This window comes from Gemmatimonadota bacterium, assembly GCA_009838845.1.
Taxonomy (GTDB): Bacteria; Latescibacterota; UBA2968; order UBA2968; family UBA2968; genus VXRD01.
In genome coordinates this window covers 14,344-35,484 of sequence record VXRD01000049.1, presented here as the reverse complement: position 1 = coordinate 35,484, position 21,141 = coordinate 14,344, and the positions used below count along the sequence as shown (strand labels likewise).

Genomic DNA, 21,141 nt, shown 5'->3' with positions numbered 1-21,141 from the left:
AGCCTATATGCGAAGTATTTGAATGTAACGAGGGATCGCGTTTTGAAGCGAGCGCGGTATTTGAAAATTGGCCTGATAATCTGCCTGATTGGCATGTGGGGATGCGAGAGGCCACAAAAAGTTTCCATCGTGGCGCAAGTGGGGAATCGCCATCTGACCAAAGAAGCATTGGAGAGGCGTATTCCCCCTCCGTTTGCAGGCACAATCTCGCCAAAAGAAAAACAAATATTGGTCGAAAATTGGATCGCGGAAGAACTCCTCTATCGAGAAGCCATAAGACAACAACTCGACCAGGACCCCGAAATATCAGATCGCATTGATCGCGCTGTTCGGCAACTGTTGGCGAGCGAATTGATGGCACGCACGCACGCACGCGATGCCGAAGTCTCAGAGGATGAAATTCTCACCTATTACGAAGAACATCGTGCAGATTTCGAGCGCGATCAACTCGAACTCAGGGTGCGGCACCTCATTGTGGCAGACCGAAATGCACAGACTCGGGCGTGGAACCGGCTGCAAAAGGGCGAGTTTTTTGAACAGGTAGCACGCGAAGTCTCAATCGATCAGTCGGCTGTAAATGGTGGCGATCTGGGGTACTTTACCGAAGATATGGTCAACCCTTCTTTTTGGGCGGCATGTTGGGATGCCAAATTGGGACACCGGATACGCACGCGTACCGAGTTGGGTTACCATATCATCGAAGTAATGGATCGAAACGACACGGGTTCAATACGCGACCTGGTCGATGTGCGCAGCGAGATTCAGCAACGCATCCTGACCGAGCGCCGACGTGCGCAACGCGCCAAATTGCTTGCCGAACTCAAAGAACGGATTGAATGGTCAGTGGATTGGAAGCAATTGAATAGTGCAAAGTGAGGACTGAACCGACTACTAATACAAGGAATTTATCGACATGAAAACGCTGCTTATCAACTTGCTGATTGGAGTATTTCTGCTCGCGGGCACAGCGCGTGCACAGCCTGTCTTATTGGATAAAATTATAGCAGTGGTAGATGACAAAATTGTGCTGCGATCCGATGTGGAAAACAAACTGCGGATGGAATTGATCGGTCGAGGAATTGATGTGCGAACCGTACCGCAGGCAGAGCTTGAGAATATGTTCAATAAGGTGCTGGAAAATGAAATTCAGCGCAACTTATTACTGGTCAGAGCGCGAGAAGACAGCATAGAGGTAGATGACGAGCGCGTGGAAGAAATGGTGCGGGCGCAGGTTCGCCAGTTTAAGGAACAATTTGGCACAGCGGCTTTTGCCGAAGAATTAAAAAAAGCGGGGTTGACCGAGCGACAGATGCGAGATAAATTCAGGGAGCAATTTCGCAATCAGTATTTGGAACGCAGTATGTATGAAATACTGGCGCAGCAGGTCAGCGTATCGCCCCGGGATATAAAGGAATTTCAAGAAAAATACCGGCGCGGCGAGTCGAATGTCGTGTCTTTGAGCCATATATTTGTTGAACCTGTTGCATCGACAGAACAACAGGACAAAATTCGCCCCCAGGCAGAAGCAGTCTTAGAACGCATTCGAGCAGGTGAAGATTTTGCAGCACTGGCAAAAGAATACTCACAAGACCCTGGTAGCGCGTCTCAAGGTGGAGATCTCGGCTTTTTTGGACGCGGTACCATGGTACCTGCATTTGAAGACGTTGCCTTTAGTCTCAAAGTCGGCGAAGTGAGCGACCTCGTGCAATCGCAATTTGGCTTTCACATTATTCGCGTTGAGGAAATCTCGGGCGATCAGGTGCGGGCGCGTCACATTTTGTTTTTGTTGCAAAAAGACGAAAAAGCCTCGCAGCAAAAGGCAATGGCGTTGTATCAACAAATTAAAGACGGAGCGGATTTTGCCGAACTTGCGCGCGAACATTCCGACTTTGAAGAAACAGCATCGCGCGGCGGATTTCTGGGAAGTTTTCCCAGAACTGACCTTCCACCCCAATATGCAGAGGTGGTGCGAGCACTCAAGCCGGGCGATGTGAGTTTGCCCGTAGAAGTGGAAGGCGGCTGGAACCTATTCCGCATCAATGACGAGGCCACTGCATTAGAACAAATTGCCAAAGAGGAACGCTTGCAAGCATTATTCCGCGAAAAACTGGCGGAAACACGAGCGAAATTATATGTGGATGTGCGGCTGGAATAGGATAGTATGAGATTAGATATCTATCTAAATACGTGTTGTCTGGTGCGGCGTCGATCAGAGGCCAAGCGGGCGTGTGGCAATGGGATTGTGACAGTAGATGGGCAGGAAGCCAAGGCGAGTCGCGCTTTGCGTGTCGGCCAGAGAGTGCGCATTGCGTTTTCCGATCGCCTGTTAGAGTTTGAAGTATTGGCGATTCCACGGGGCAATGTGTCGCGGAAACGAGCACCTGAATATTATCGCGTTATTCGAAATGAGGCACGGGCACCAGAATTTTTTTGAGACGTGCGCTCCCCTCATCACTCCGCAAAGTAGAAAGGTCAAGGCCGGCACGGGCTGGCCGTTTTTCATTTTATGCCGACTACTGAGGCAACACCTTATAGTCGCTTAGCGACCATTTACGACCATGTGATGCGACACGTGGATTACGTACATTGGGCGCATTATGTGTCGTCATTGCTCGCACGACACAAAGTCAAACCCAACCGCGTATTGGACCTGGCCTGTGGCACGGGTAGTCTGGCAATTCAGTTATACCGTCAGAAGTTCGATGTGATGGGTGCGGATGGTTGCCGGGAAATGCTGGATATGGCTATAGAAAAGGCGCGCAAGTTGCGCTATCCCATTCCATTTTACCATCGCAATTTGCTCGATTTGAGCGATTTGCCTCCTTGTGATGCCGTGTTGTGTTTGTACGATAGCATCAACTATTTGATGTCACCCGAACTGATCGCATGTGCTCTGGAAGAAGTACATCGCATTGTAAATTTCAACGGTATTTTTGTGGTCGATATCTGTACAGAGAGCAATTCGAGGCAATACTTTAGCAATATGCAGTCAGAAGATTCGGGGGATGGATTTTCATATCGGCGACACAGCTATTACGAGAAGGGTGTGCAATACAACAAATTTGATATTCACTTTGAAGACACGGATGAAGTGGTCAAAGAAGTGCATCAACAGCGCATCTATTCCTTGTCGGCGATTGAAGAAATTGTAGATAAATCGCCTTTTGATATAGTGGGAGCATACGGTGGATTTGGGTATGCACCACCGACAGAATTTTCGGACCGGGTGCATTTTGTTCTAAAAAAATAGTTCAATGGGAACTACTGAAGCAGTCGTACATCATGCCTGTGATTAAATTACAAAACGTGGGTGTCGAGCAGCAGGGACAACCGATATTGATCGACGCCAATTTAGAGATCAATCAGGGCGAATTTGTCTATCTGATTGGACAGACCGAAGCGGAAAAGCGCGCGATACTCGGGCTGGTTATATTTGCGGAATTGCCCAGTTCGGGCGTGGTATCTGTGGGAGATTACGACTCGCGGCAAATTCGAAAAATGGATATCCCTCGATTGCGACGACAAGTGGGCGTGGTATTTCAAGACTTCAAACTATTAGACCATCGCACAGTTTATGAAAATGTGGCCTTCGCGCTTGAAGTAACAGGTATTTCGCGACGCTGGATCAAGCGCAAAACACAGGCAATATTGTCGGATGTGGATTTGTTGCACAAACGCAATGTGTATCCAGATGAGTTGTCGGGTTATGAACGGCTACGAGTGGCAATTGCGCGGGCACTGGTGAATGATCCCCTTATCTTGTTGGCAGATGAACCAACAGCCAATTTGGATTCCGAGGCAACAGAGCAGGTGATGGCTATTTTTAAAAAGATAAATGCACGCGGAATAGCTGTAGTCATAGCGACACGTGATGCAGTGCAGGAAAACCGATATCCCTGGCGAATATTGCAGTTGGGAAATGGCATCATTGAGCAAGTCACAAATTGAGAAAATGGAAAAGTAAAATGAAATTGTCGCTGGTATTGCGCGAGGCATGGCAAGGAGTTGTGTGTACGAGAATCGCAGGTGTAATTTCTGTGGCGACCATTGGGGCATCGCTGCTGGTATTGGGATTCTTCTGGCAGGTCATCGAGAGTGGGAACGCGCTGGTTGACCGATTGCGCGCACGGGTGGAGATAGACATTTACTTAAAAGATGGTATTTCACCTCAGCGCATATTCGCATTGCGGCGCACGTTAGAAGCAAGGTCCGAGGTAGCCGGAATTGTGTATGTGGATCAGGACGAGGCAGCCAGAGAATTTCGGTCACGATTTGGCCTGGGTACGGTCGATGCGCTTTCGAGCAATCCATTGCCCGCTTCGCTCAGAGTACATATCTCGCCCGGAGAGAATATGCCGCGCCGCGCTCGAACTGTTGCAAGATCTGTAACTGGTCACAGTGCTGTAGAAGGTGTAAATGTGGGAGAAGTTTGGGCGGATTCCTTAGAGCATTTTATTACAGTAATCACCGGCATTGGACTCGCGCTTGGGTGTATGTTGTGTTTTGCGTGTGCATTTGCAGTAAGCCATGCGACCAAGTTGATGGTACTCGCGCAGCGCGATGCCATTGGGATTATGCGGTTGGTCGGCGCAACGAATATAACTGTGTGGATGATCTTTGGGTTTGGAGGGGCACTATTGGGTTTTATCGGTGGATTTTTAGCCCCCCTGATGTTGGCTTATATATCACCGTGGTGGGCTGTTCGCGTACCGGAGTTGACAGTCACACCAACGATTGAACTGTCATTCTGCCTGGTGGCATTGGGCATCGTACTGGGCGCGATAGGCAGTTGGGCATCCCTGAACCACGTGTTGAAAGAAATCGCGTAGGATGGTTGAGGTATAGCGTGCAAAAACCAGCGTACATATTGTGTATAATAGCTCTTCTACTCGCATTATCTCCCAACGGAAGCGCGCAGACAATAAAAGTTCTGGAAGCACGCCTGAAAGCCGAGCAAGCGGCGATGGACAGCTTAAAAACGCGTGACCTGCAAACGCCTCAAGCCTCGTCTGAAGTATCGGCTCAACCAGATGAAAAGACTCAGGACATATCTCTGAATTTGACTGAGGAAATCAATAATCTGGAGATTGAAATCAACCGTACTGAGCAACTGCTTAGACTGGCTGAGTCACAACTCAAAAATCGCGAGCAGAATATAGCGCAACGTGCGCGTGAAATATACAAAATAGGACGACAGGGAACACTCTCAGTGTTGTTTTCGGCAAAGTCGCTACGAGATGCGGCACAACGCATGCTGTATTTGTCCCGGTTAAAAGACCAGGACCAGCGGGATGTCCAGGCATTACAGGCGGCGCGCAAACGGGGAAATATTCTGTTCACCATACTCAGTTCTCAGAAGCGGCGACAGCAAATTTTAAAACGTCGGCACGAGCAGATTTTAAAACGTTGACGAATAGCTATCCTCTTGCATTGATATGTACATTTGGATATAAAAATGGACTTTCAAGCGGCTCTGAATTTTTTGTTGGCAGGCGAGGAACTCGTGCTGACAACGCATGTGAATGCCGATGGCGATGGCCTCGGTGCGTTATTGGGGTTGAGCCACTGGTTGACGCGCCAGAACCAGAAGCACCGCATTGTGGTGGCGGACGAGACGCCGGATCGCAAATATCGGTTTTTGCCGGGCTATGATCGCATAGAGTCGGTGTACAGCTCAATTCCAGTAGTACCGCGCCTCGTGGTAGTGGATACGACGACATCGAAAAAACGCATTGGGGATGTCGCGGATCTGATTGGGCCTGCGACAAAAACGCTGGTGATTGATCACCATGTAGATGCAGATGAGAAGGGCGATGTACGGGTGATTGATCCAGATGCCAGTTCTGTCAGTGAATTGATCTATTTGCTCATAAACTGGCACGCCCGTCGTAGTAATTCGGGATTTACATTTGAGATCGCAACGTGTTTATATGCCGGAATTGTTTTTGACACAAAGCTATTTAAACATTCGCATCCAGAACGCGCACTCCGCGTTGCCGCAGAACTCGTTACGCACGGCGCTGACCCACAACAGATTGCGGAGAACATGTTTGCGCATCAAACGTACCAAACGGTGAAAACCCTGGGATTCGCGCTATCGAATTTAACACTACACGAAAATGGACAAATCAGCACATTGTACGTCGATCACAAAACCCATGCGATGAATGGCGATCTGGATGGCGTGGTCGATCACGCGATGTCGATTGACGGGGTTGAAGTCGCACTATTTTTCAAAGAACAGGACCCTGGACAACAGCGCGTGAGTTTGCGGTCGCGGGGAAAAGTGGATGTCAATCGCATTGCCCGTCAATTTGATGGTGGCGGTCACATCCGCGCATCGGGATGCGAGATTAAAGGCACTGTTGACGAAGTGCAAGCGCGTTTGCTATCTGTTGTGCGCGAACAATTGTGAATCGGTATAAAGGCACGAATCAACGAATCAACGAATCAACGGAACGGGGTACAACTGGTTCAGGCCAGTTCATAGACAAATAGGCCGTCATTGCGGCATGATTTTAGCCGCAATCCAGAGGTTTTGGGTGGTTGGGCGGGGTTCGTCTATTCGTCTATTCGTCTATTCGTCTATTCGTCTATTCGTCTATTCGCGCTTTTTATAGAAAGGAAATGGATATGGATCTTTTGACACTGAAGACGTGGTCGCCAGATGATATTTTGCATGCGGTAGAAATGGGTCTGGTGATCAAAAAGAATCCCGAGCGCTATGAAGGTTTGCTAAAGGGACAAACTCTGGCGATGTTATTTCAAAAAACATCGACGCGCACCCGCGTATCTTTTGAAGTGGGCATGCATCAATTGGGAGGTCAGGCTGTATTTTTGGACTGGATGACCACCAACTTTGGATTGGCCGATGTGCGCGATGAGGCACAGGTCCTGTCGCGATATGCCGATGTGATTATGGCGCGCATGCTCAAACACGAAGATCTGCTGCGGCTGACTCTCGGCTCCGAAGTCCCTGTGATCAACGGATGTTGTGACCGCTATCACCCCTGTCAAGCTCTGGGCGATCTGCTATCGATCCTGGAAGTGCGAGGCAAGTTGGCGGGAACGCATGTAGTTTATGTGGGCATCTGGAACAATGTGTGCAATTCGCTGGTGACAGCGTGCACAAAAGCAGGCGTACGCATAACGGCTGTGACGCCAGAGATCAACAAGCCATCGGCAGACCCCGAACTGGTCAAAGCAGCGCGTGCAACCGGGTTGTTTGAAGAAACGCTGGATCTGGAAGCCGCTGTTGCCGATGCAGATTTTGTTTATACCGATACGTGGATTGATATGGAATTTTTTAACAATCCAGAATTTTCAGAAGAAAAGAAGCGGCGCACCAAAGTATTCATGCCATATCAGATCAATAGCGAATTGCTCAAAAAGACAGATGCTTATGTAATGCACTGCTTACCTGCACACAAGGGATATGAAGTAACGGATGAGGTCATGGCAAGCGAGCGATGCATTGCTGTGGATCAAGCAGAGAATCGCATGCATATTCAAAAGGCCGTATTGATTCAAATGATCGGACCAGAGCGGATAACATAATGGCTATACCGGAAAGATTACCTCGAGAAATTGCCAACCCCAGACAGATGCTGGAGGAAAAAATCGCATCGCACGAAGCACGGATAGCGGTGATGGGATTGGGGTATGTGGGATTGACCCTATCCGTGGAATTGGGCAAGGTGGGATTTTCTGTCACGGGAATCGATACATCGGCGCGCAAAGTAGATCTGGTAGAATCGGGAAAGTCCGATGTGCAGGGTGTATCGGAATTTGAAGTAGCGGGGCTCAAAGCTGTGGGAAAATTGACAGCAACTCGAGAATGCGATGTGCTCCATGAGGCCGATGTAGTCGTGGTATGTGTGCCCACACCCTTAAATAAAACACGCGACCCGGATGTCTCGTTTATTTTGCAAGCATGTAGCGCAATCAAAGACCGACTGCGCCGTGGACAACTGGTGATTTTGGAGAGCACGACGTATCCAGGTACGACCCATGAACTGGTATTGCCCCTGCTCGAAGAAAGTGGCTTGAAGGTCGGTCGAGACTTTTTTCTGGTATTTTCTCCAGAGCGCGTCGATCCGGGCAACAGGGTTTATACCATCACCAACACGCCCAAGGTCGTGGGTGGTATTACCCCGTCTTGCACAGAAATAGGCACGCATTTTTACCGACAATCGATCGGCGAAGTTGTATCGGTCTCATCAACCCAGGCAGCAGAAATGACCAAGTTGCTGGAAAATACTTTTCGCAGTGTAAATATTGGTCTTGTCAATGAAGTGGCCCTGATGTGTGACCGCTTGGGGGTGGATGTTTGGGAAGTAATCGATGCCGCAGCGACCAAGCCGTTTGGATTCATGCCATTTTATCCCGGTCCAGGGCTGGGCGGGCATTGTATCCCGGTTGATCCGCACTTTCTGGCCTGGAAGCTCAAGACCTTGAATTACAATGCGCGCTTTATCGAATTGGCCAGCGAAGTGACGCGCAGCATGCCAGGGTATGTGGTCGATAAAATCACCGACGCACTCAACGAATACGAGCGGTGTTTGAAAGGCGCGAACATCCTGATATTGGGCGTGACGTACAAACCCGATGTGCGCGATATTCGCGAGTCACCAGCATTGGATATTATAGAAATGCTTCAGGAGAAAGGGGCGAAAGTCTCGTATTGCGATCCGTTTGTGGATCACTTGCAGACAGAAAGTTTGGACTTGAAGAGTACCTCTTTAAATAAAAAAAACATAACAGAAGCCCATTGTGTGGTAATTGTGACACATCACAGCAATTGGGATTATGAATGGATAGTCAAGCACGCGCGCTGTATTGTCGATACGCGCAATGCCACACAGGTTGTATCTGGAAACAAAGATCACGTCTTTAAACTGTAACAGGAACTATATGCGTATCTTACTAACAGGTGGCGCGGGGTTTTTGGGATCGCATTTGTGCGACCGATTGCTGGATGAAGGGCACGAACTAATTGTCATGGATAACCTGTTGACCGGACGCGCAAAAAATATCACACACCTGTTTGGTCAGGACGGTTTTACATTTATCAAACACGATGTAACGCAATACATCTATGTGAAGGGGCCATTGGATTATGTATTGCATTTTGCCAGCCCGGCCAGCCCCGATGATTTTTCGCGCTACCCCATTCGCATCCTGAAAGTGGGCGCGCACGGCACGCACAACGCGCTCGGTGTGGCGCGTGCAAAAAAAGCGAAGTTTTTTTTGGCCTCAACATCCGAAATTTACGGCGATCCGCTGGTACATCCGCAGCCAGAATCGTATTTGGGCAATGTCAATACACTGGGCGTGCGTGGTGTCTATGACGAAGCCAAGCGCTTTGCCGAAGCCATGACAATGGCCTATCACCGCGAAAGCGGGGTCGATACGCGGATTGTGCGGATTTTTAATACCTATGGCCCCCGCATGCGCAAAAACGATGGACGAGCCATTCCCAATTTTGTCAATCGGGCACTGGCAGGTGAACCATTGAAAGTATATGGCGATGGTAGTCAAACGCGTAGTATTTGTTATGTTTCAGACCTGATTGAAGGGATCTATCGATTGATGCACACGGATTATCACGCCCCCGTAAACATCGGCAATCCATCGAGTGAGACCTCAATGTTAGATCTGGCAAAAAAAATTATTAAACTAACCGAGAGCAAAAGCGAAATCGCGCTGATGCCCAATGCACAAATCGGCGACGATCCCCAAATGCGACAACCCGATATCACCCTGGCCAAAAAACTCCTGGGATGGGAACCTCAGGTGACGCCAGATCAGGGACTGCGACAGACAATAGAGTGGTTTAAGGAGAATTAGGCTGGGGACCGCTTGACTGGAAGGATTAACTTAGATATATTTTTTCGTGTGCTGGGGGCGACACGGCTTCGACGGGGGTGGAGAGATAATAGCTGCGTGTCGAGGTACCCAATCACCTCGTAAAACAATTGGGAAAAAACGCAACTGCGGACGATAACACGTACGCAATGGCTGCCTAACTAACCGTTACGCAGTCCGTTCTCTCAGACCTTGCCTGCGTGGTCTGGGCAGAGCGCCGACGAGAGCAGGCTGGTGCGGGGGTTTCCGCTCGAGGGCCTCCGGATGAGAGTGGGCCACAGCCCCAACCATCGAGCTGGCATCTCAGCGACCCTGTCTGTTGGGGCGCGAGGTGCGAGATCCTAAGTGAATAGACTACACACGTAGATGCCGTTATCAAACTGCTTTCGGACGCGGGTTCGATTCCCGCCGCCTCCACCATTCTTTCGTGGCGAGCCGACCTACAGGCCGGCCCTTCATCGTCTCACGGCACGCTACCATCCCGCTGCCCTTCCAAAGAACATTCCCATGCAAACCGAATCCCTGCGCCGCGCTCTGCACGACCTTCTGGGCATTCCCACGGTCCGCTGCGACCTGGCTCCGGAGTCCCGCGGACAGATCGAATGGGATGGAATCGTCGTCGAAAAATGGATCTGGACGAGCGAACCCGGTTCCCGCGTCCCCTCCGTGCTCTATCGACCCGCACACCCCACCGCACCCATGCCGTCCATCGTAATCACCTGCGGCCACGGCGGCAGCAAAAGCCAGTGGCAGTACACCTACATCCCCCAACTCTACGCCAAACTCGGGCTGGCCTGCCTGGTTCTGGACCCGGTCGGAGAAGAAGAGCGGCACATCTGCGGCGACCTGGGTACCCGGGCACACGATCCTGAAGAAGTCCACACCTGCGCCGATGATGCTGGCCGGCTCATCATGGGCAAGCTCGTCTTCGACACGATGCGGGGCATCGATTTTCTCTTCACCCGGAGCGACATTGACCGGGAGCGCGTCGGTGTGGCGGGAAACTCCCTCGGCGGCGCCAAGGCCTCCTGGATGCTGGCCCTCGACACCCGCCTCAAGCTGGCCCTGGTCTCCGGTTGGGCGCTGTGCGACACCATGACGGTCACCGGCAAGTTCTGCACCCGCGTCCCAAATCAGCGCCTGCGCACCCTCTGTACCTGGCCGGAGTTCCTCTCCCTGGCTGCGCCCCACTGCGCCGTCCTCATTCTCAACGGCGACGCCGATGTCATCATCGACACAGAAGGAGACAGTGCCGCGTGGGAAGGTACCCGGAACGCCGTGGCCTGCGCGGCTCCAAATTTCCCGGACGGCCACATCGCTTGCTGGTTCGAACCAGCGGGAGGGCATCGACCCTACTTCGGCTACACCGTCGCCCTAAAATGGATCCACCGCCACCTCGGCGCCCCCGGTTTCGACCCCAAAGAGAACCTGCCCACCCTCAACTCGGGCGATTGGTGCGACGCCAACGGCATCGTCCTGGAAAAACTCTACGGCACCGACCTCCACCAGCGCGGTGCCACCCTTCCCGACCTCGGCATCCGGCCCATACACCGCACCGACCTGGCATGCCTCCGTCCAGAGGAGATCGGCGACCCGAGCTACACCCTGGAAGGCTGGCTGGATCAGATCCAGGCATGACCGAAAAAAGGCTGGTGACGCCATGGCGGTCTCCACCTTCTGTCGTTTCTTACGCAGACGACACGGCATCCCTCGTCACGTTAAAACGTCTGGCGAGAGGCTTCGACAAGCAATCGGTCCCGCGTTTTCCTGATTTCTTCAATCACTGAGTCAATTTCTTCGTGGCATCGCCACGTCGCTACCCGCAAAACTGTCCAACCGAGGTTAAATAGAACGCGATCCCGGGCAATGTCCTGGCGCCGTTGTCGGCCTCTCGCGTCGAGATGCTGATCGCCGTCAACCTCGATGTTTAGCTTGATTCCCTGTTCCAGTAGTGCAAAGTCCAATTCATACCCCTCCACTTGGAGCTTAGCATAGGGCGAGAGATCCCGGATCTGCATGGCGTCAAGCAGGAGTTGTTCAGATCTGCTGTCCGTGCGAAAATCGGCTGAGGGTTGAGCAACACCTTCATTCTGGGCAATCTCATCACATAGATAGACACGCAGAGAGGCCAGAGTTGGACTACCCAAATCTCCTATGAGCGGGTGTCCAAGAACGATCAGCGCTCGACGAGCACGGCTCACAGCCACGTTCAGGAGGTTTCTCTCTTTTTCTACCCAACGGATGCCGCTCTTGGACATACCGGGAGAAAGCACGGAAGAAAGAACGATTGCCTCACGCTCATCTCCTTGTAAGCGATGTGCGGTTCCGCTCACAAAACCGATGTCGGACAGAAAATCCTGGCCGAATTGTCTTTTTGCGAGCCAATCGATGAGTTGCGCCTGCGCGGCGAATGGAGTTACCACGCCAACGGTCTTGTAACCAGACTCGATTACGCCCTGAATTTGTTTTACCGTTTGTTCCGCCTCGGATCGGTTTAGCCAACTTCCAGAAGCGGGCCGTTCTACAGTACCCTCGACATCGCACCACGAGATGGCACGGTCACGCTGAGCCGTATCGGAGATGTCCGTCAGTATGGTGAGTTCACCCCTGTAGAACGTTTTGTTGAACCAACGAGCGATGTGTGGGTGGCAGCGGTAGTGCTCATTGAGAAGAACTGGTATTTGGGGTCTTGCTGCAAACTCGAACGCGGAATAGGCCGAGCCGTCCTTGTGATGAATGCCGCGCTTGCGCAGATCGTCGTTATTGAATCCCGTTTGTGTGGCGATTTCTTGTAAAAGCCCATCGCTGAGGGAAATGATCGGATTCAGTTGGTATGGATCTCCCACCACTGCCAGACGTTTGGCGCGATAAGCCAAAGGCAGCACCGCCGCCAGGCTGCACTGGCTGGCCTCATCAACGATCACAAGGTCAAATAGTCCTGATTCCAAAGGGAAGTTATGTTGCGCTGACAGTGCTGTGCATGCCCAGCCTCGTAAGTAGTGAAACGAATTGCCAATGGCCCGTTTGAAATGGTCTATGTTGGCAGAGATTGTGCCGAAAGCTGCCAGGCGATCAGCACCAGAGCAGATTCGCGTCGCGGTATCTGCACGGATCGCGCAGAGGCTGGCTTCTGCCCATTTCTCGTCCGCTTCTCGCACACGGGTCGCCGGATCCCCCACAGCGGCCTTCAGTTGTTGCCGTTCTGATCGCCCAATTTCCAATTGGGAGGTCAGCTTTGCCATACGCTGATCCATTCGAGCCCAGTTAGCCAGTTGCTCTAATGGAGCGGTTTCGAGACAGTCGAGTCGCCTGCGTAGGCGTCGTGCGCGGAAGCGACGGAAAAACCACGTCCGCAACAATCGTCTGGATCGTATCTCTATTTCGTGGGAACTGATGGGCAGTTCGGGAAGACTGGCAGTAGGCCATAGGGTTAGTGCCGTCTCTTTCAAAGCTGGCCTGAGTTCCTCCTGCTCCTCGACAACCCGCAACAGTTCCTCGTCCAGTTCTTCCAGCCGTGTTAGTTTCTTCATTAACCGGGTGCGCTCAGTGGCGATCCGCTTCAACTGAGCACGCGCTGCCGCCTGGTTGCCGCCGTGAGTTTCCGCCTGATATGACGCTACAATGATGCGATCCGGAACCTGCTCGCGCACATCGCGATTGCCGGTGCGGACCAACAAGCCATTACAAACGTCTTCCTCTGCACGGTCAACGGCCACATCAACCGCAGCATTGTTGGTCGAGGTCACCAGGACTTTGTCGCCGTCCAGCCACGCGTTTGTAACCGCATTCACTACGAGTTGCGTTTTTCCTGTCCCAGGTGGACCGGTCACAATCGTCAGAGGTTCTCTGCGGAGACACTCAAGTGTCTCCTCCTGTGATTGGTTGCATACAAGCGGTGCCGCAAGAGGCTCGGACGGGACGCGCTTGTATTCCTTCTGCACGAAACTATTGGGGAGAAGAAAGGCCGCAGCAGTAGTCACCCAGTCTTTTCGGGTCTGTAGTTGTCGCAATTCCTCACGAAGAGCGACGGTGTATCCAGACGCCTCGGCCATGACTGTGACCCCGGCGTTGTAGACACCTTGGTTGCGACTTACGTGCGCTTCGAGCATTCTCGGATTGAGTCGCGATAGGATCTTGAGTCCAAGCAGGCCAGCCACTCGTCCGGCGAGGGCGGCAAAAGCATCGGCATCTCCGAATGGCAAGTTGTCACTTAACAGGTCGCTGACGTCTTCGATGATTGAAGGGTCGAAGATACCGCTTGCCGTGATGGCTAAGTTGAACTCCGGCTCCCCTGTGGCATGAAGTTCCCACTTGTCATTGCGACTTCGTTCCGGTTCGATATGGACGACAAAAAGAGGAGCGACCTTAGGCTTATGGTCACGATCAATCACGACGACCGTTGGCCAGCCATATATGATTGACCGCCCGTCTTGTGATCGCGTGCGAGACAGACGATTGGCGAGTTTTCCAGACGCCGGTGTCGAGTCGTCCTGTCCAACTACCAGTTTCTCTTGTCCTGAATGTAAGAACCACAAAGAGTTCTCTTCGACGTACGGGACCAGTGATTTCGCAGCTTCCGCTTCGATACACCGTTGTGCATATGCGCACAGTTTTTGCCACGGAGTATGCGATCTGTTGGCAGCCAGATTTAACGCGCTCGCGCTGTTGGGACTTGCGTTCTTTATCGCGCTCCAAGAACTACCCACTACACTATCTGATGCGACTTGGGCCGAGGATTCCTCACTCGCGCAGTCAATACACCAGACCTCTTTCGACGATGGTGACCAGTGTGCTCGCTCACCGACTTTGAGGCTTATCGCGCACGCTCGGCATAGTCCGGCGTACTTTAACGAGATGAAGCGTAGATCGTTGGGGAGTTCCATCAACAGTCCTCAGATGGCGTTGCGTTTCTTATTTGCAAGATTGCTGACGTAAAATTTTGGCGTGTAGCCACCTGTTTCTAATACCAGGCCAGATATCGCTCCCTCAGTTCATCTATATCCCGCGACGCTTCTCCCAGTGCCTCCTCCAAAAAAGTGCGGCACTTTGCTTCGTGTTCCACATCCCTCGGCGCGTTGGGCGAGAGTCCCGATCCTTCCGAATAGACTTGCTCGTGAGCGCCTGAACCATCGGTGTAATGTACACTTGTGAGAAACCGCCGCGACGTCTGATCCCTGATCCGCCTGCTGTTTCCGCGTTCATAACCTTCCAGCCAGACGAATGCAATGATATTGATGTGATGGAACTGTTCTTCGGGAACGCTACACGCCCCGACGATCTGTTCACGCGTCTCTTCCAGAGTATCCGCATGAACGTTCCCCACAAGCTGATGTCCCGCCTTTGATAGGTCGAAGAAGTCACGCAAGTCCTGGTTCCAAAGGTAGCCGGGCGGCCGATGATCGCTTAATTCGAGCGCAATCGTGCAGCGTTTCTGATCTGCGAGCGGCGGGATCTCCCCCGGCATCGCAATCGCAAATGCCCGGTCCCCGGGTACAACGCTCAGAAAGGAACGCATCGTCGTCGATTTCCCGATTCCGCCCGGTCCCGACCCCACGATCCACGATGCCCCATTCGTCACATGCGACATCCACCACGCCGCCGTATCCAAATCGAATGGCCCTTGTTCAATCAGGTCCAGCAAGGACCTCGGTGTTTCTTCCCGGTCCGAATTGATCAATCGTCGCGGAATCATAAATTCGTCGTTTGCCATGCTTCACTCCCACTTAAAAGGAAACTAAAAAGGTTTTAGAACAGCCAGCGCGACAACGAGGACTACAATAAGCGTTGTAACGTGGCTAAAAGTGCGAAAATAAGCCGCGCTTCTGGTATTTTCGCCGCGTTGAAAATTCTTGCGCTGGCGCGACATCATGCCGTGCAAACCGGCGAGCATGAGCACGAGTAGAATTTTGGTATGAAGCCACCCGCTCGCCAGGCTCTCCGTTGCAAAAATCAAAAGAATGCCCGTAATAAAAACGACAATCATACAAGGCATAAGCAGAAGCCGCATAAGATTGTATTCCATCTGTTGAAATGTCTCATCCGTATCAGCAGAGGCATCGGCGTGATAGGCAAATAGCCGCGGCAAATACAAAATACCGACCATCCAGCCGATGATAGCGATGAGATGTACAACTTTTAGCCACAAATAATATCCTATCAAGAAAGTCACAGTACCCTCCTCAATCGTAATTGCTGCTTTTGTGATCGCCCATCAGGCGGCGCTGGCGCGGCGTCGCCTGCTCGAGAATTTCGAGATCAAACTGAAAACGGTTGAGATAGGGCGGATATTTTTGCGTAATCATGCGTTTCGCATAGTGGACTTGAAGCAAAAAACGCGTTTTATCACTGGTATTGGCCGTACCGCGATGCCAGACCTCACTGCGAAAAATGACCACATCACCGGCATTGCACATAATGGATTTTTCAGTCTGTCCTTTCCAGACTGTATCACCATTGGGGCTTCTGCCCGAAAGGTGGCTACCAGGGATAAAATTAGTGGGACCAAGGGCTTCGGTAATATCGTCGAGATAGAAATGCGCCGTAGTAATAAAAATGGGGATACGCACCCGAGAATCCTCAAGTATATCTGCAGGCAGACTCAGGGGAAGCCAGTCAGTATGGAGATTCTGATCGGGACGACCGGGACCCGTCATCCATGCGGTCATACCAATGCAGTGGCAATCATCGCCGTGTATAGCTTCAGCGAGCTCAATCACACCGGGACGGTCGAGAAATTGTAAAAAATGAGCGTGCCGGTTAAACGCATTGTTGATGTGTTTATTGATAAAACCGACATCTTCAGGGCGCCCGTTTTTGTCAAAACTTTCCGAGATCGGTGTGAGCGTGTCCATGTGATCGCGGAGTTTTGTCACTTGATCGGACGTCAATACACCTGGTAGATACGCATAGCCATCGCGGTACAGAGCTTCAGTTTGCTCTGCAAGCGTGTCGTAGGCAATAAGGGGAAGAGGATCGACCATATCAGGACTCCATAGCGATGTAGTTTGTGAGATCGCGCAGGGCGATTACTCGGTGTCCATTATCTGTGAGATGTTGCATACAGCGTTCAAAAAATGCGGGTTCGGTATGCACCCATGGATGATCGAGATCGGGCACCCCGTGAAAGGTGAGGACCGTGGCACAACCGTTTTGAGCCTGATCAAGCGACCACAAGAAATCGTCGAAGTTCCAGTGCGGTCCCGACGCGCCCGTAGTCGGAATGAGAAGCGGATCGTGTTGCTCGGGATTATAGGCCGGGCCGCGACCACCTTCCCTATCATAAGGATATTCGGGTACAGTGCCACGTCGGGCATAAGTAAAACCGCGTTCTTTGAGCAGCTCAACAGCTTCGGGGGTATTGGTGTAGCCAGGATAACAAAATGTGGTGGGAATCGGGATACCGTAGTGGTTGCATTGCCGATCGATGTAGCGGATATCGGATAAAAGTTCCTCCCGTGATTGGTTGGCAACGCTTTTGTGTTGCCGCGTGTGATTCCCAATTTCAAAGCCCAGATCGTGTAATTCTCGCACTTCTTCCCAGGTGAGATAGCGCGTTTTATCCGTGAGAAAGTTCAAGCCCTCGGTGATATAGAAAGTGGCGTTGAAACCGCATTCGCGCAAGATGGGTGCGGCAAAAGTATGTTGTGATTTGACGCCGTCATCAAAGGTAAGGATAACAAGGCCATCTGGTATGGATACAGACATTTATTTTCGGATTAATAGGGCCAAACGCGCAATCCCTCACGCACGCAGTTGATCAAATCATCGGCGTGTTTGCTCGTCATGGGAAGAGAAACACAGCCGCCCTGGCGGATGACAATGCCGTGGTTCAAAAGATAGAAATAGAGCCAGCGGTGTTTTTCGCTACTGTCTTGTGCGGCCTGGCGATAGTTGGCAGGTGTATAGTCGAGAAAGTAGATGCGAAAAAGCGAGCCAGCAGTGACAATAGTCGCCGGGATACTGGCACTCTTGAAAGCATCTTTGAGACCAGCGGCAATGTATTCGGTAAGCGAGTCAATATGGCGATATGCATCTGAGTCCATGGTTTTAAGAGTCATAAGACCAGCGATAGCCACGAGCGGATTGCCATTGTACGTACCAGATTGAGGAATCGCAGGCGAACCAGAAGTGGGATCATACAGAGCCATCACATCTTTGCGACCGCCAAAAGCACCTGCCGGGGTACCGCCAGCAATAACCTTCGCCAGACAGGTCAAATCGGGCGTAATATTGTATGCCGCCTGTGTACCACCCGACGTCATTCGAAAACTGACAATTTCATCAAAAATAAGGAGAATACTGAGTTCCCGCGTCACATCGCGCAAAAGCGTGAGAAACTCGAGATCCGGCAGAGCCATACCCGCAGCCGTAGAAAGCGGATCAATAATAACGCATGCGAGTTCTTCGGCGTGCTGGCGAATGAGATGTTCACAAGCGCGCGCATTATTAAAGGGCAAAACAACGACATTTTCAGCCGTCGCTGGTGCCAGGCCGGCAGAAGAAAGCACCGAATGAGGCGCGTCTTCGGGACCGAGATCAGGAGTAACAGGTGGCACATAGCTTATGAGAGCCGGATCGTCAATACCGTGATACGCACCTTCAAATTTGGCAATTTTTTGACGCCCCGTAAAAGCGCGGGCAACGCGCAAGGCATTACCTACAGACTCAGTCCCCGAACTGCAAAAGCGCAGATGTTCGAGGGAAGGGACGCGCTCGCGCAGGAGTTCTGCCCATTCGATTTCGAGTTGGGTAGGGCCAAAAAAGGCCGTGCCACTATTGATGCGTTCGCGCAGGGCATCGCTCACAGCGGGATGGGCGTGACCGAGGATGAGGGCGGTGGCGTTGTTGACGAAGTCGAGACGGCGGTTGCCATCGACATCATCTATATGAACACCCTCACCCTGGTCCGCGTAAATCGGGAAGGGATTGACAAAAACACCGGTGCGCGTATTGCCGCCGGGCAAAACTTCTTGTGCGCGTTTAAAAAGGCGTTGCGAGTATGCGTTTTGATCGCAATAGTCGGCAATGAGCTGGTCAAGAGAAAGAGCAGACATAAACACAATTCTTTAAAGGTGAATGTACCAATAACTGCCCGTAAGATCGTAAATCCGCATAAATTTAGCAAGCGTACATTGCGGCAATGAAAAACCACCTCTCACCGATAGGCCACCGGATCTTTTATACCATTCTGAGCAAAACCTTGCAAGCGCAACAAGCAGGCGTCGCACTGCCCGCACGCACGGCCTTCTATGTCGGGATCGTAACAGGTACAGGTCATAGCGTAATCAACGCCGAGTTCTACGCCGCGTTTGATAATCTCGACTTTGGTCAGATCAATAAGCGGCGTGTGAATCGTGAACGCATCCCCTTCAACACCAGCTTTAGTGGCGAGATTCGCCATATCTTGAAAGGCGGCGATATATTCGGGGCGGCAATCGGGATAACCGCTGTAATCAATCGCGTTGACGCCAATAAAAATATCGCGGATATCGAGAGATTCGGCCAGTGCAAGCGCGTAAGAAAGAAAAATCGTATTGCGAGCGGGTACATAAGTGACCGGGATACCGTCGGACATTTCGCTCTCATCTCGATTTTTGGGCACATCGATATCGTCGGTTAATGCCGAACCACCAAAAGCGCGCGAATCAATATTGGCAATAACGTGATCCCGAACGCCAAAATGAGCGGCAATTTTTTTCGCACATTCGAATTCGATTTCGTGTCGCTGTCCATAGCGAAATGTAATCGCGTAACAGGCATAACCCCGATTTGTGGCAATAGCCAAAGTTGTAGTAGAATCCAAACCACCACTGAGCAAGACAACAGCTTTCTTTTTCATTATCTTTAACCTATTTTAAAGATGGCGTCGTATTTGATGTGGATCTCGTGGACTATCACTGAGGAGCATGCTTATGGAAATGTACAATCCGGCTCATCCAGGTGAAATTTTAAAAGAACTTTGTTTAATCCCACTAAACCTGACAGTGACAGAAGTAGCCCATACACTCGGCGTGGCGCGAAAGACCGTTTCGGAGCTTGTCAATGGCAAGGCTGGAGTGAGTCCAGAAATGGCGATTCGGTTGAGCAAAGCATTTCGGACAACGCCTGTTTTCTGGATGAATTTGCAACTGCAATACGACCTCTGGCACGCGCAACAAAGGATCGGTGATCTTCGAATTGAGCCATTAACTGATACCGCCCCTGCGACTTAATGGCCCAAAAGCCTCTATTCTGTATCGACGATCCAATCTGGAGCCGTGAATAGACTACTGACCGATTCCCCGTGGTGTATCCTGCGGATTGCCTCACCCAGGAGAGGTGCCACGGATAGACTGGTCAGATTGGGAGGACATTGGCTCTGTGAAGAAAGTGGAACTGTATCTGTCGTCACCAATTCCTTCACCTCTGCAATTGCACCCAAACGCGGCAGAGCCTGTCCAGTAAAAAGTCCGTGTGTGCAGGATACCGTGATGTGATTAACGCCGCGCTCCCGAAGGCGATCAATAAGTTCCACAAGTGTTCCCCCCGTGGCTATCTCTTCGTCCAGAACAATCACCTTCTTCCCCTCTACATCGCCAACGATTGAATCAATCACGACTTTTTCATCGCTGATGCGGCGCTTGGTTCCAGCAGCTACAGGTAACTTGAGCAGACGGGCAAAATGCGTTGCCTCCTTTGCGCCTCCAAGATCGGGCGAAACAACGACCGTATCCGCCAGGTCTTTGCCCCGGAAATATCTCGCCAACACATGGAGAGCATTGAGATGATCGACGGGAATGCGAAAAAATCCATGTACCTGCGGCGCGTGAAGGGCCATCGTAAGCACCCGATTAGCACCTGCCGTATCAATCAAATCTGCCACCAGTCTCCCTGCAATAGAAATGCGAGGCGCATCCTTTTTATCTGACCGTGCGTAACTGTAGTATGGAATAACGGCCGTCGTACGGGCAGCCGATGCCCCGCGTGCCGCGTCCAGCATCTGCAGGAGTTCCATGAGATGGTCCTGGACAGGTGGCACAAGAGGCTGAATCAGAAAGACATCGGCCTCCCGACAATTGGCGTTCAACTGCACCTGAATGCAATCGTTACTGAAGCGGTTAATCGTGCTCTGCCTAAGAGGCACACTCAGATACTGGCATATATGCTCTGCCAATTGACGATGTGCGTTTCCGCTAAAGACCACAATATCGCGCATTGCGAACTCCTTTCTTGTGAATGGCCCCGTGTTGGTTGGACTTGTATTCGACTTGATCAATCAACTAAATTGCCGTAGTT

The 21,141-nt window shown here is 51.5% G+C and carries 21 protein-coding genes and 1 other RNA gene; 14 read left to right on the top strand and 8 right to left on the bottom strand.

Annotated elements, in window-relative coordinates; translation table 11 throughout:
- The first annotated feature begins 18 nt into the window (after positions 1 to 18).
- The 13 genes from F4Y39_07330 (at position 19) to F4Y39_07270 (ending at position 11,505) form a co-directional block, all read left to right on the top strand.
- Positions 19 to 876, top strand: a complete 858-nt coding sequence (locus tag F4Y39_07330; GenBank protein MYC13527.1) for a hypothetical protein — start codon at positions 19 to 21, stop codon at positions 874 to 876.
- A gap of 37 nt (positions 877 to 913) precedes the next feature.
- The gene (locus F4Y39_07325; protein MYC13526.1) at positions 914 to 2,155 is read left to right on the top strand and encodes a hypothetical protein; all 1,242 of its coding nucleotides are present in this window, start codon (positions 914 to 916) and stop codon (positions 2,153 to 2,155) included.
- Between the two features lie 6 nt (positions 2,156 to 2,161).
- On the top strand, positions 2,162 to 2,434 hold the full coding sequence (locus F4Y39_07320; GenBank protein MYC13525.1) for an RNA-binding S4 domain-containing protein: 273 nt from the start codon (positions 2,162 to 2,164) through the stop codon (positions 2,432 to 2,434).
- A gap of 72 nt (positions 2,435 to 2,506) precedes the next feature.
- Positions 2,507 to 3,250: a class I SAM-dependent methyltransferase gene (locus tag F4Y39_07315; protein MYC13524.1), complete on the top strand. Its 744-nt coding sequence runs from the start codon at positions 2,507 to 2,509 to the stop codon at positions 3,248 to 3,250.
- Between the two features lie 32 nt (positions 3,251 to 3,282).
- Positions 3,283 to 3,948 carry an ATP-binding cassette domain-containing protein gene (locus tag F4Y39_07310; GenBank protein ID MYC13523.1) on the top strand — a complete coding sequence of 222 codons (666 nt, stop codon included), beginning with the start codon at positions 3,283 to 3,285 and terminating at the stop codon, positions 3,946 to 3,948.
- 17 nt (positions 3,949 to 3,965) lie between these two features.
- Positions 3,966 to 4,829, top strand: coding sequence for an FtsX-like permease family protein (locus tag F4Y39_07305; protein MYC13522.1), 864 nt, complete (start codon positions 3,966 to 3,968; stop codon positions 4,827 to 4,829).
- A gap of 17 nt (positions 4,830 to 4,846) precedes the next feature.
- Positions 4,847 to 5,410: a hypothetical protein gene (locus tag F4Y39_07300; protein ID MYC13521.1), complete on the top strand. Its 564-nt coding sequence runs from the start codon at positions 4,847 to 4,849 to the stop codon at positions 5,408 to 5,410.
- Between the two features lie 45 nt (positions 5,411 to 5,455).
- Positions 5,456 to 6,415, top strand: a complete 960-nt coding sequence (locus tag F4Y39_07295) for a hypothetical protein (GenBank protein MYC13520.1) — start codon at positions 5,456 to 5,458, stop codon at positions 6,413 to 6,415.
- A 218-nt stretch (positions 6,416 to 6,633) separates the two neighbouring features.
- Positions 6,634 to 7,557 carry an ornithine carbamoyltransferase gene (gene argF, locus F4Y39_07290; protein MYC13519.1) on the top strand — a complete coding sequence of 308 codons (924 nt, stop codon included), beginning with the start codon at positions 6,634 to 6,636 and terminating at the stop codon, positions 7,555 to 7,557.
- Between the two features lie 47 nt (positions 7,558 to 7,604).
- The gene (locus tag F4Y39_07285; GenBank protein MYC13518.1) at positions 7,605 to 8,903 is read left to right on the top strand and encodes a nucleotide sugar dehydrogenase; all 1,299 of its coding nucleotides are present in this window, start codon (positions 7,605 to 7,607) and stop codon (positions 8,901 to 8,903) included.
- Positions 8,904 to 8,913: 10 nt separating this feature from the next.
- Entirely contained in the window at positions 8,914 to 9,849 is a 936-nt protein-coding gene (locus F4Y39_07280; protein ID MYC13517.1) for an SDR family oxidoreductase, read from the top strand.
- Positions 9,850 to 9,902: 53 nt separating this feature from the next.
- Positions 9,903 to 10,287: a transfer-messenger RNA gene (gene ssrA / locus F4Y39_07275) on the top strand.
- An 87-nt stretch (positions 10,288 to 10,374) separates the two neighbouring features.
- A complete protein-coding gene (locus F4Y39_07270) occupies positions 10,375 to 11,505 on the top strand; it encodes a hypothetical protein (GenBank protein ID MYC13516.1) in 1,131 nt (376 codons plus the stop codon).
- Positions 11,506 to 11,585: 80 nt separating this feature from the next.
- On the opposite strand, the gene F4Y39_07265 is transcribed toward F4Y39_07270, so the two are convergent.
- From F4Y39_07265 to queC, 7 genes are all read right to left on the bottom strand, one after another.
- Positions 11,586 to 14,750, bottom strand: coding sequence for a DUF559 domain-containing protein (locus F4Y39_07265; protein MYC13515.1), 3,165 nt, complete (start codon positions 14,748 to 14,750; stop codon positions 11,586 to 11,588).
- Between the two features lie 77 nt (positions 14,751 to 14,827).
- Positions 14,828 to 15,577 (bottom strand): hypothetical protein, encoded by a 750-nt coding sequence (locus F4Y39_07260; GenBank protein ID MYC13514.1) that lies wholly within the window; start codon positions 15,575 to 15,577, stop codon positions 14,828 to 14,830.
- Positions 15,578 to 15,601: 24 nt separating this feature from the next.
- The gene (locus F4Y39_07255) at positions 15,602 to 16,072 is read right to left on the bottom strand and encodes a TIGR00701 family protein (protein MYC13513.1); all 471 of its coding nucleotides are present in this window, start codon (positions 16,070 to 16,072) and stop codon (positions 15,602 to 15,604) included.
- Positions 16,047 to 16,847: a phytanoyl-CoA dioxygenase family protein gene (locus tag F4Y39_07250; GenBank protein ID MYC13512.1), complete on the bottom strand. Its 801-nt coding sequence runs from the start codon at positions 16,845 to 16,847 to the stop codon at positions 16,047 to 16,049. The genes F4Y39_07255 and F4Y39_07250 overlap by 26 nt, the downstream gene beginning before the upstream one ends.
- 1 nt (position 16,848) lies before the next feature.
- Positions 16,849 to 17,571, bottom strand: coding sequence for a polysaccharide deacetylase family protein (locus tag F4Y39_07245; GenBank protein ID MYC13511.1), 723 nt, complete (start codon positions 17,569 to 17,571; stop codon positions 16,849 to 16,851).
- Between the two features lie 11 nt (positions 17,572 to 17,582).
- Positions 17,583 to 18,920 carry an aspartate aminotransferase family protein gene (locus tag F4Y39_07240; GenBank protein MYC13510.1) on the bottom strand — a complete coding sequence of 446 codons (1,338 nt, stop codon included), beginning with the start codon at positions 18,918 to 18,920 and terminating at the stop codon, positions 17,583 to 17,585.
- A 101-nt stretch (positions 18,921 to 19,021) separates the two neighbouring features.
- Positions 19,022 to 19,705, bottom strand: coding sequence for a 7-cyano-7-deazaguanine synthase QueC (queC, locus tag F4Y39_07235; protein MYC13509.1), 684 nt, complete (start codon positions 19,703 to 19,705; stop codon positions 19,022 to 19,024).
- 73 nt (positions 19,706 to 19,778) lie between these two features.
- Between queC and F4Y39_07230 the strand changes: the two genes are divergently transcribed.
- A complete protein-coding gene (locus F4Y39_07230) occupies positions 19,779 to 20,078 on the top strand; it encodes a HigA family addiction module antidote protein (protein MYC13508.1) in 300 nt (99 codons plus the stop codon).
- Between the two features lie 14 nt (positions 20,079 to 20,092).
- Here F4Y39_07230 and prs read toward each other — a convergent pair whose 3' ends face one another.
- A complete protein-coding gene (prs, locus tag F4Y39_07225; GenBank protein MYC13507.1) occupies positions 20,093 to 21,061 on the bottom strand; it encodes a ribose-phosphate diphosphokinase in 969 nt (322 codons plus the stop codon).
- Positions 21,062 to 21,141 lie beyond the last annotated feature (80 nt).

Excerpts from the sequence above, each read along its gene's own strand:
- F4Y39_07230 (MYC13508.1), top strand. The coding sequence starts at position 19,779 with ATGGAAATGTACAATCCGGCTCATCCAGGTGAAATTTTAAAAGAACTT.
- F4Y39_07245 (MYC13511.1), bottom strand. The coding sequence starts at position 17,571 with ATGTCTGTATCCATACCAGATGGCCTTGTTATCCTTACCTTTGATGAC.
- F4Y39_07260 (MYC13514.1), bottom strand. The coding sequence starts at position 15,577 with ATGGCAAACGACGAATTTATGATTCCGCGACGATTGATCAATTCGGAC.
- F4Y39_07295 (MYC13520.1), top strand. The coding sequence starts at position 5,456 with ATGGACTTTCAAGCGGCTCTGAATTTTTTGTTGGCAGGCGAGGAACTC.
- F4Y39_07250 (MYC13512.1), bottom strand. The coding sequence starts at position 16,847 with ATGGTCGATCCTCTTCCCCTTATTGCCTACGACACGCTTGCAGAGCAA.
- F4Y39_07310 (MYC13523.1), top strand. The coding sequence starts at position 3,283 with ATGCCTGTGATTAAATTACAAAACGTGGGTGTCGAGCAGCAGGGACAA.
- F4Y39_07265 (MYC13515.1), bottom strand. The coding sequence starts at position 14,750 with ATGGAACTCCCCAACGATCTACGCTTCATCTCGTTAAAGTACGCCGGA.
- F4Y39_07325 (MYC13526.1), top strand. The coding sequence starts at position 914 with ATGAAAACGCTGCTTATCAACTTGCTGATTGGAGTATTTCTGCTCGCG.
- F4Y39_07270 (MYC13516.1), top strand. The coding sequence starts at position 10,375 with ATGCAAACCGAATCCCTGCGCCGCGCTCTGCACGACCTTCTGGGCATT.
- F4Y39_07285 (MYC13518.1), top strand. The coding sequence starts at position 7,605 with ATGCTGGAGGAAAAAATCGCATCGCACGAAGCACGGATAGCGGTGATG.
- F4Y39_07315 (MYC13524.1), top strand. The coding sequence starts at position 2,507 with ATGCCGACTACTGAGGCAACACCTTATAGTCGCTTAGCGACCATTTAC.
- F4Y39_07280 (MYC13517.1), top strand. The coding sequence starts at position 8,914 with ATGCGTATCTTACTAACAGGTGGCGCGGGGTTTTTGGGATCGCATTTG.
- F4Y39_07305 (MYC13522.1), top strand. The coding sequence starts at position 3,966 with ATGAAATTGTCGCTGGTATTGCGCGAGGCATGGCAAGGAGTTGTGTGT.
- F4Y39_07240 (MYC13510.1), bottom strand. The coding sequence starts at position 18,920 with ATGTCTGCTCTTTCTCTTGACCAGCTCATTGCCGACTATTGCGATCAA.
- argF (MYC13519.1), top strand. The coding sequence starts at position 6,634 with ATGGATCTTTTGACACTGAAGACGTGGTCGCCAGATGATATTTTGCAT.
- queC (MYC13509.1), bottom strand. The coding sequence starts at position 19,705 with ATGAAAAAGAAAGCTGTTGTCTTGCTCAGTGGTGGTTTGGATTCTACT.
- F4Y39_07320 (MYC13525.1), top strand. The coding sequence starts at position 2,162 with ATGAGATTAGATATCTATCTAAATACGTGTTGTCTGGTGCGGCGTCGA.
- prs (MYC13507.1), bottom strand. The coding sequence starts at position 21,061 with ATGCGCGATATTGTGGTCTTTAGCGGAAACGCACATCGTCAATTGGCA.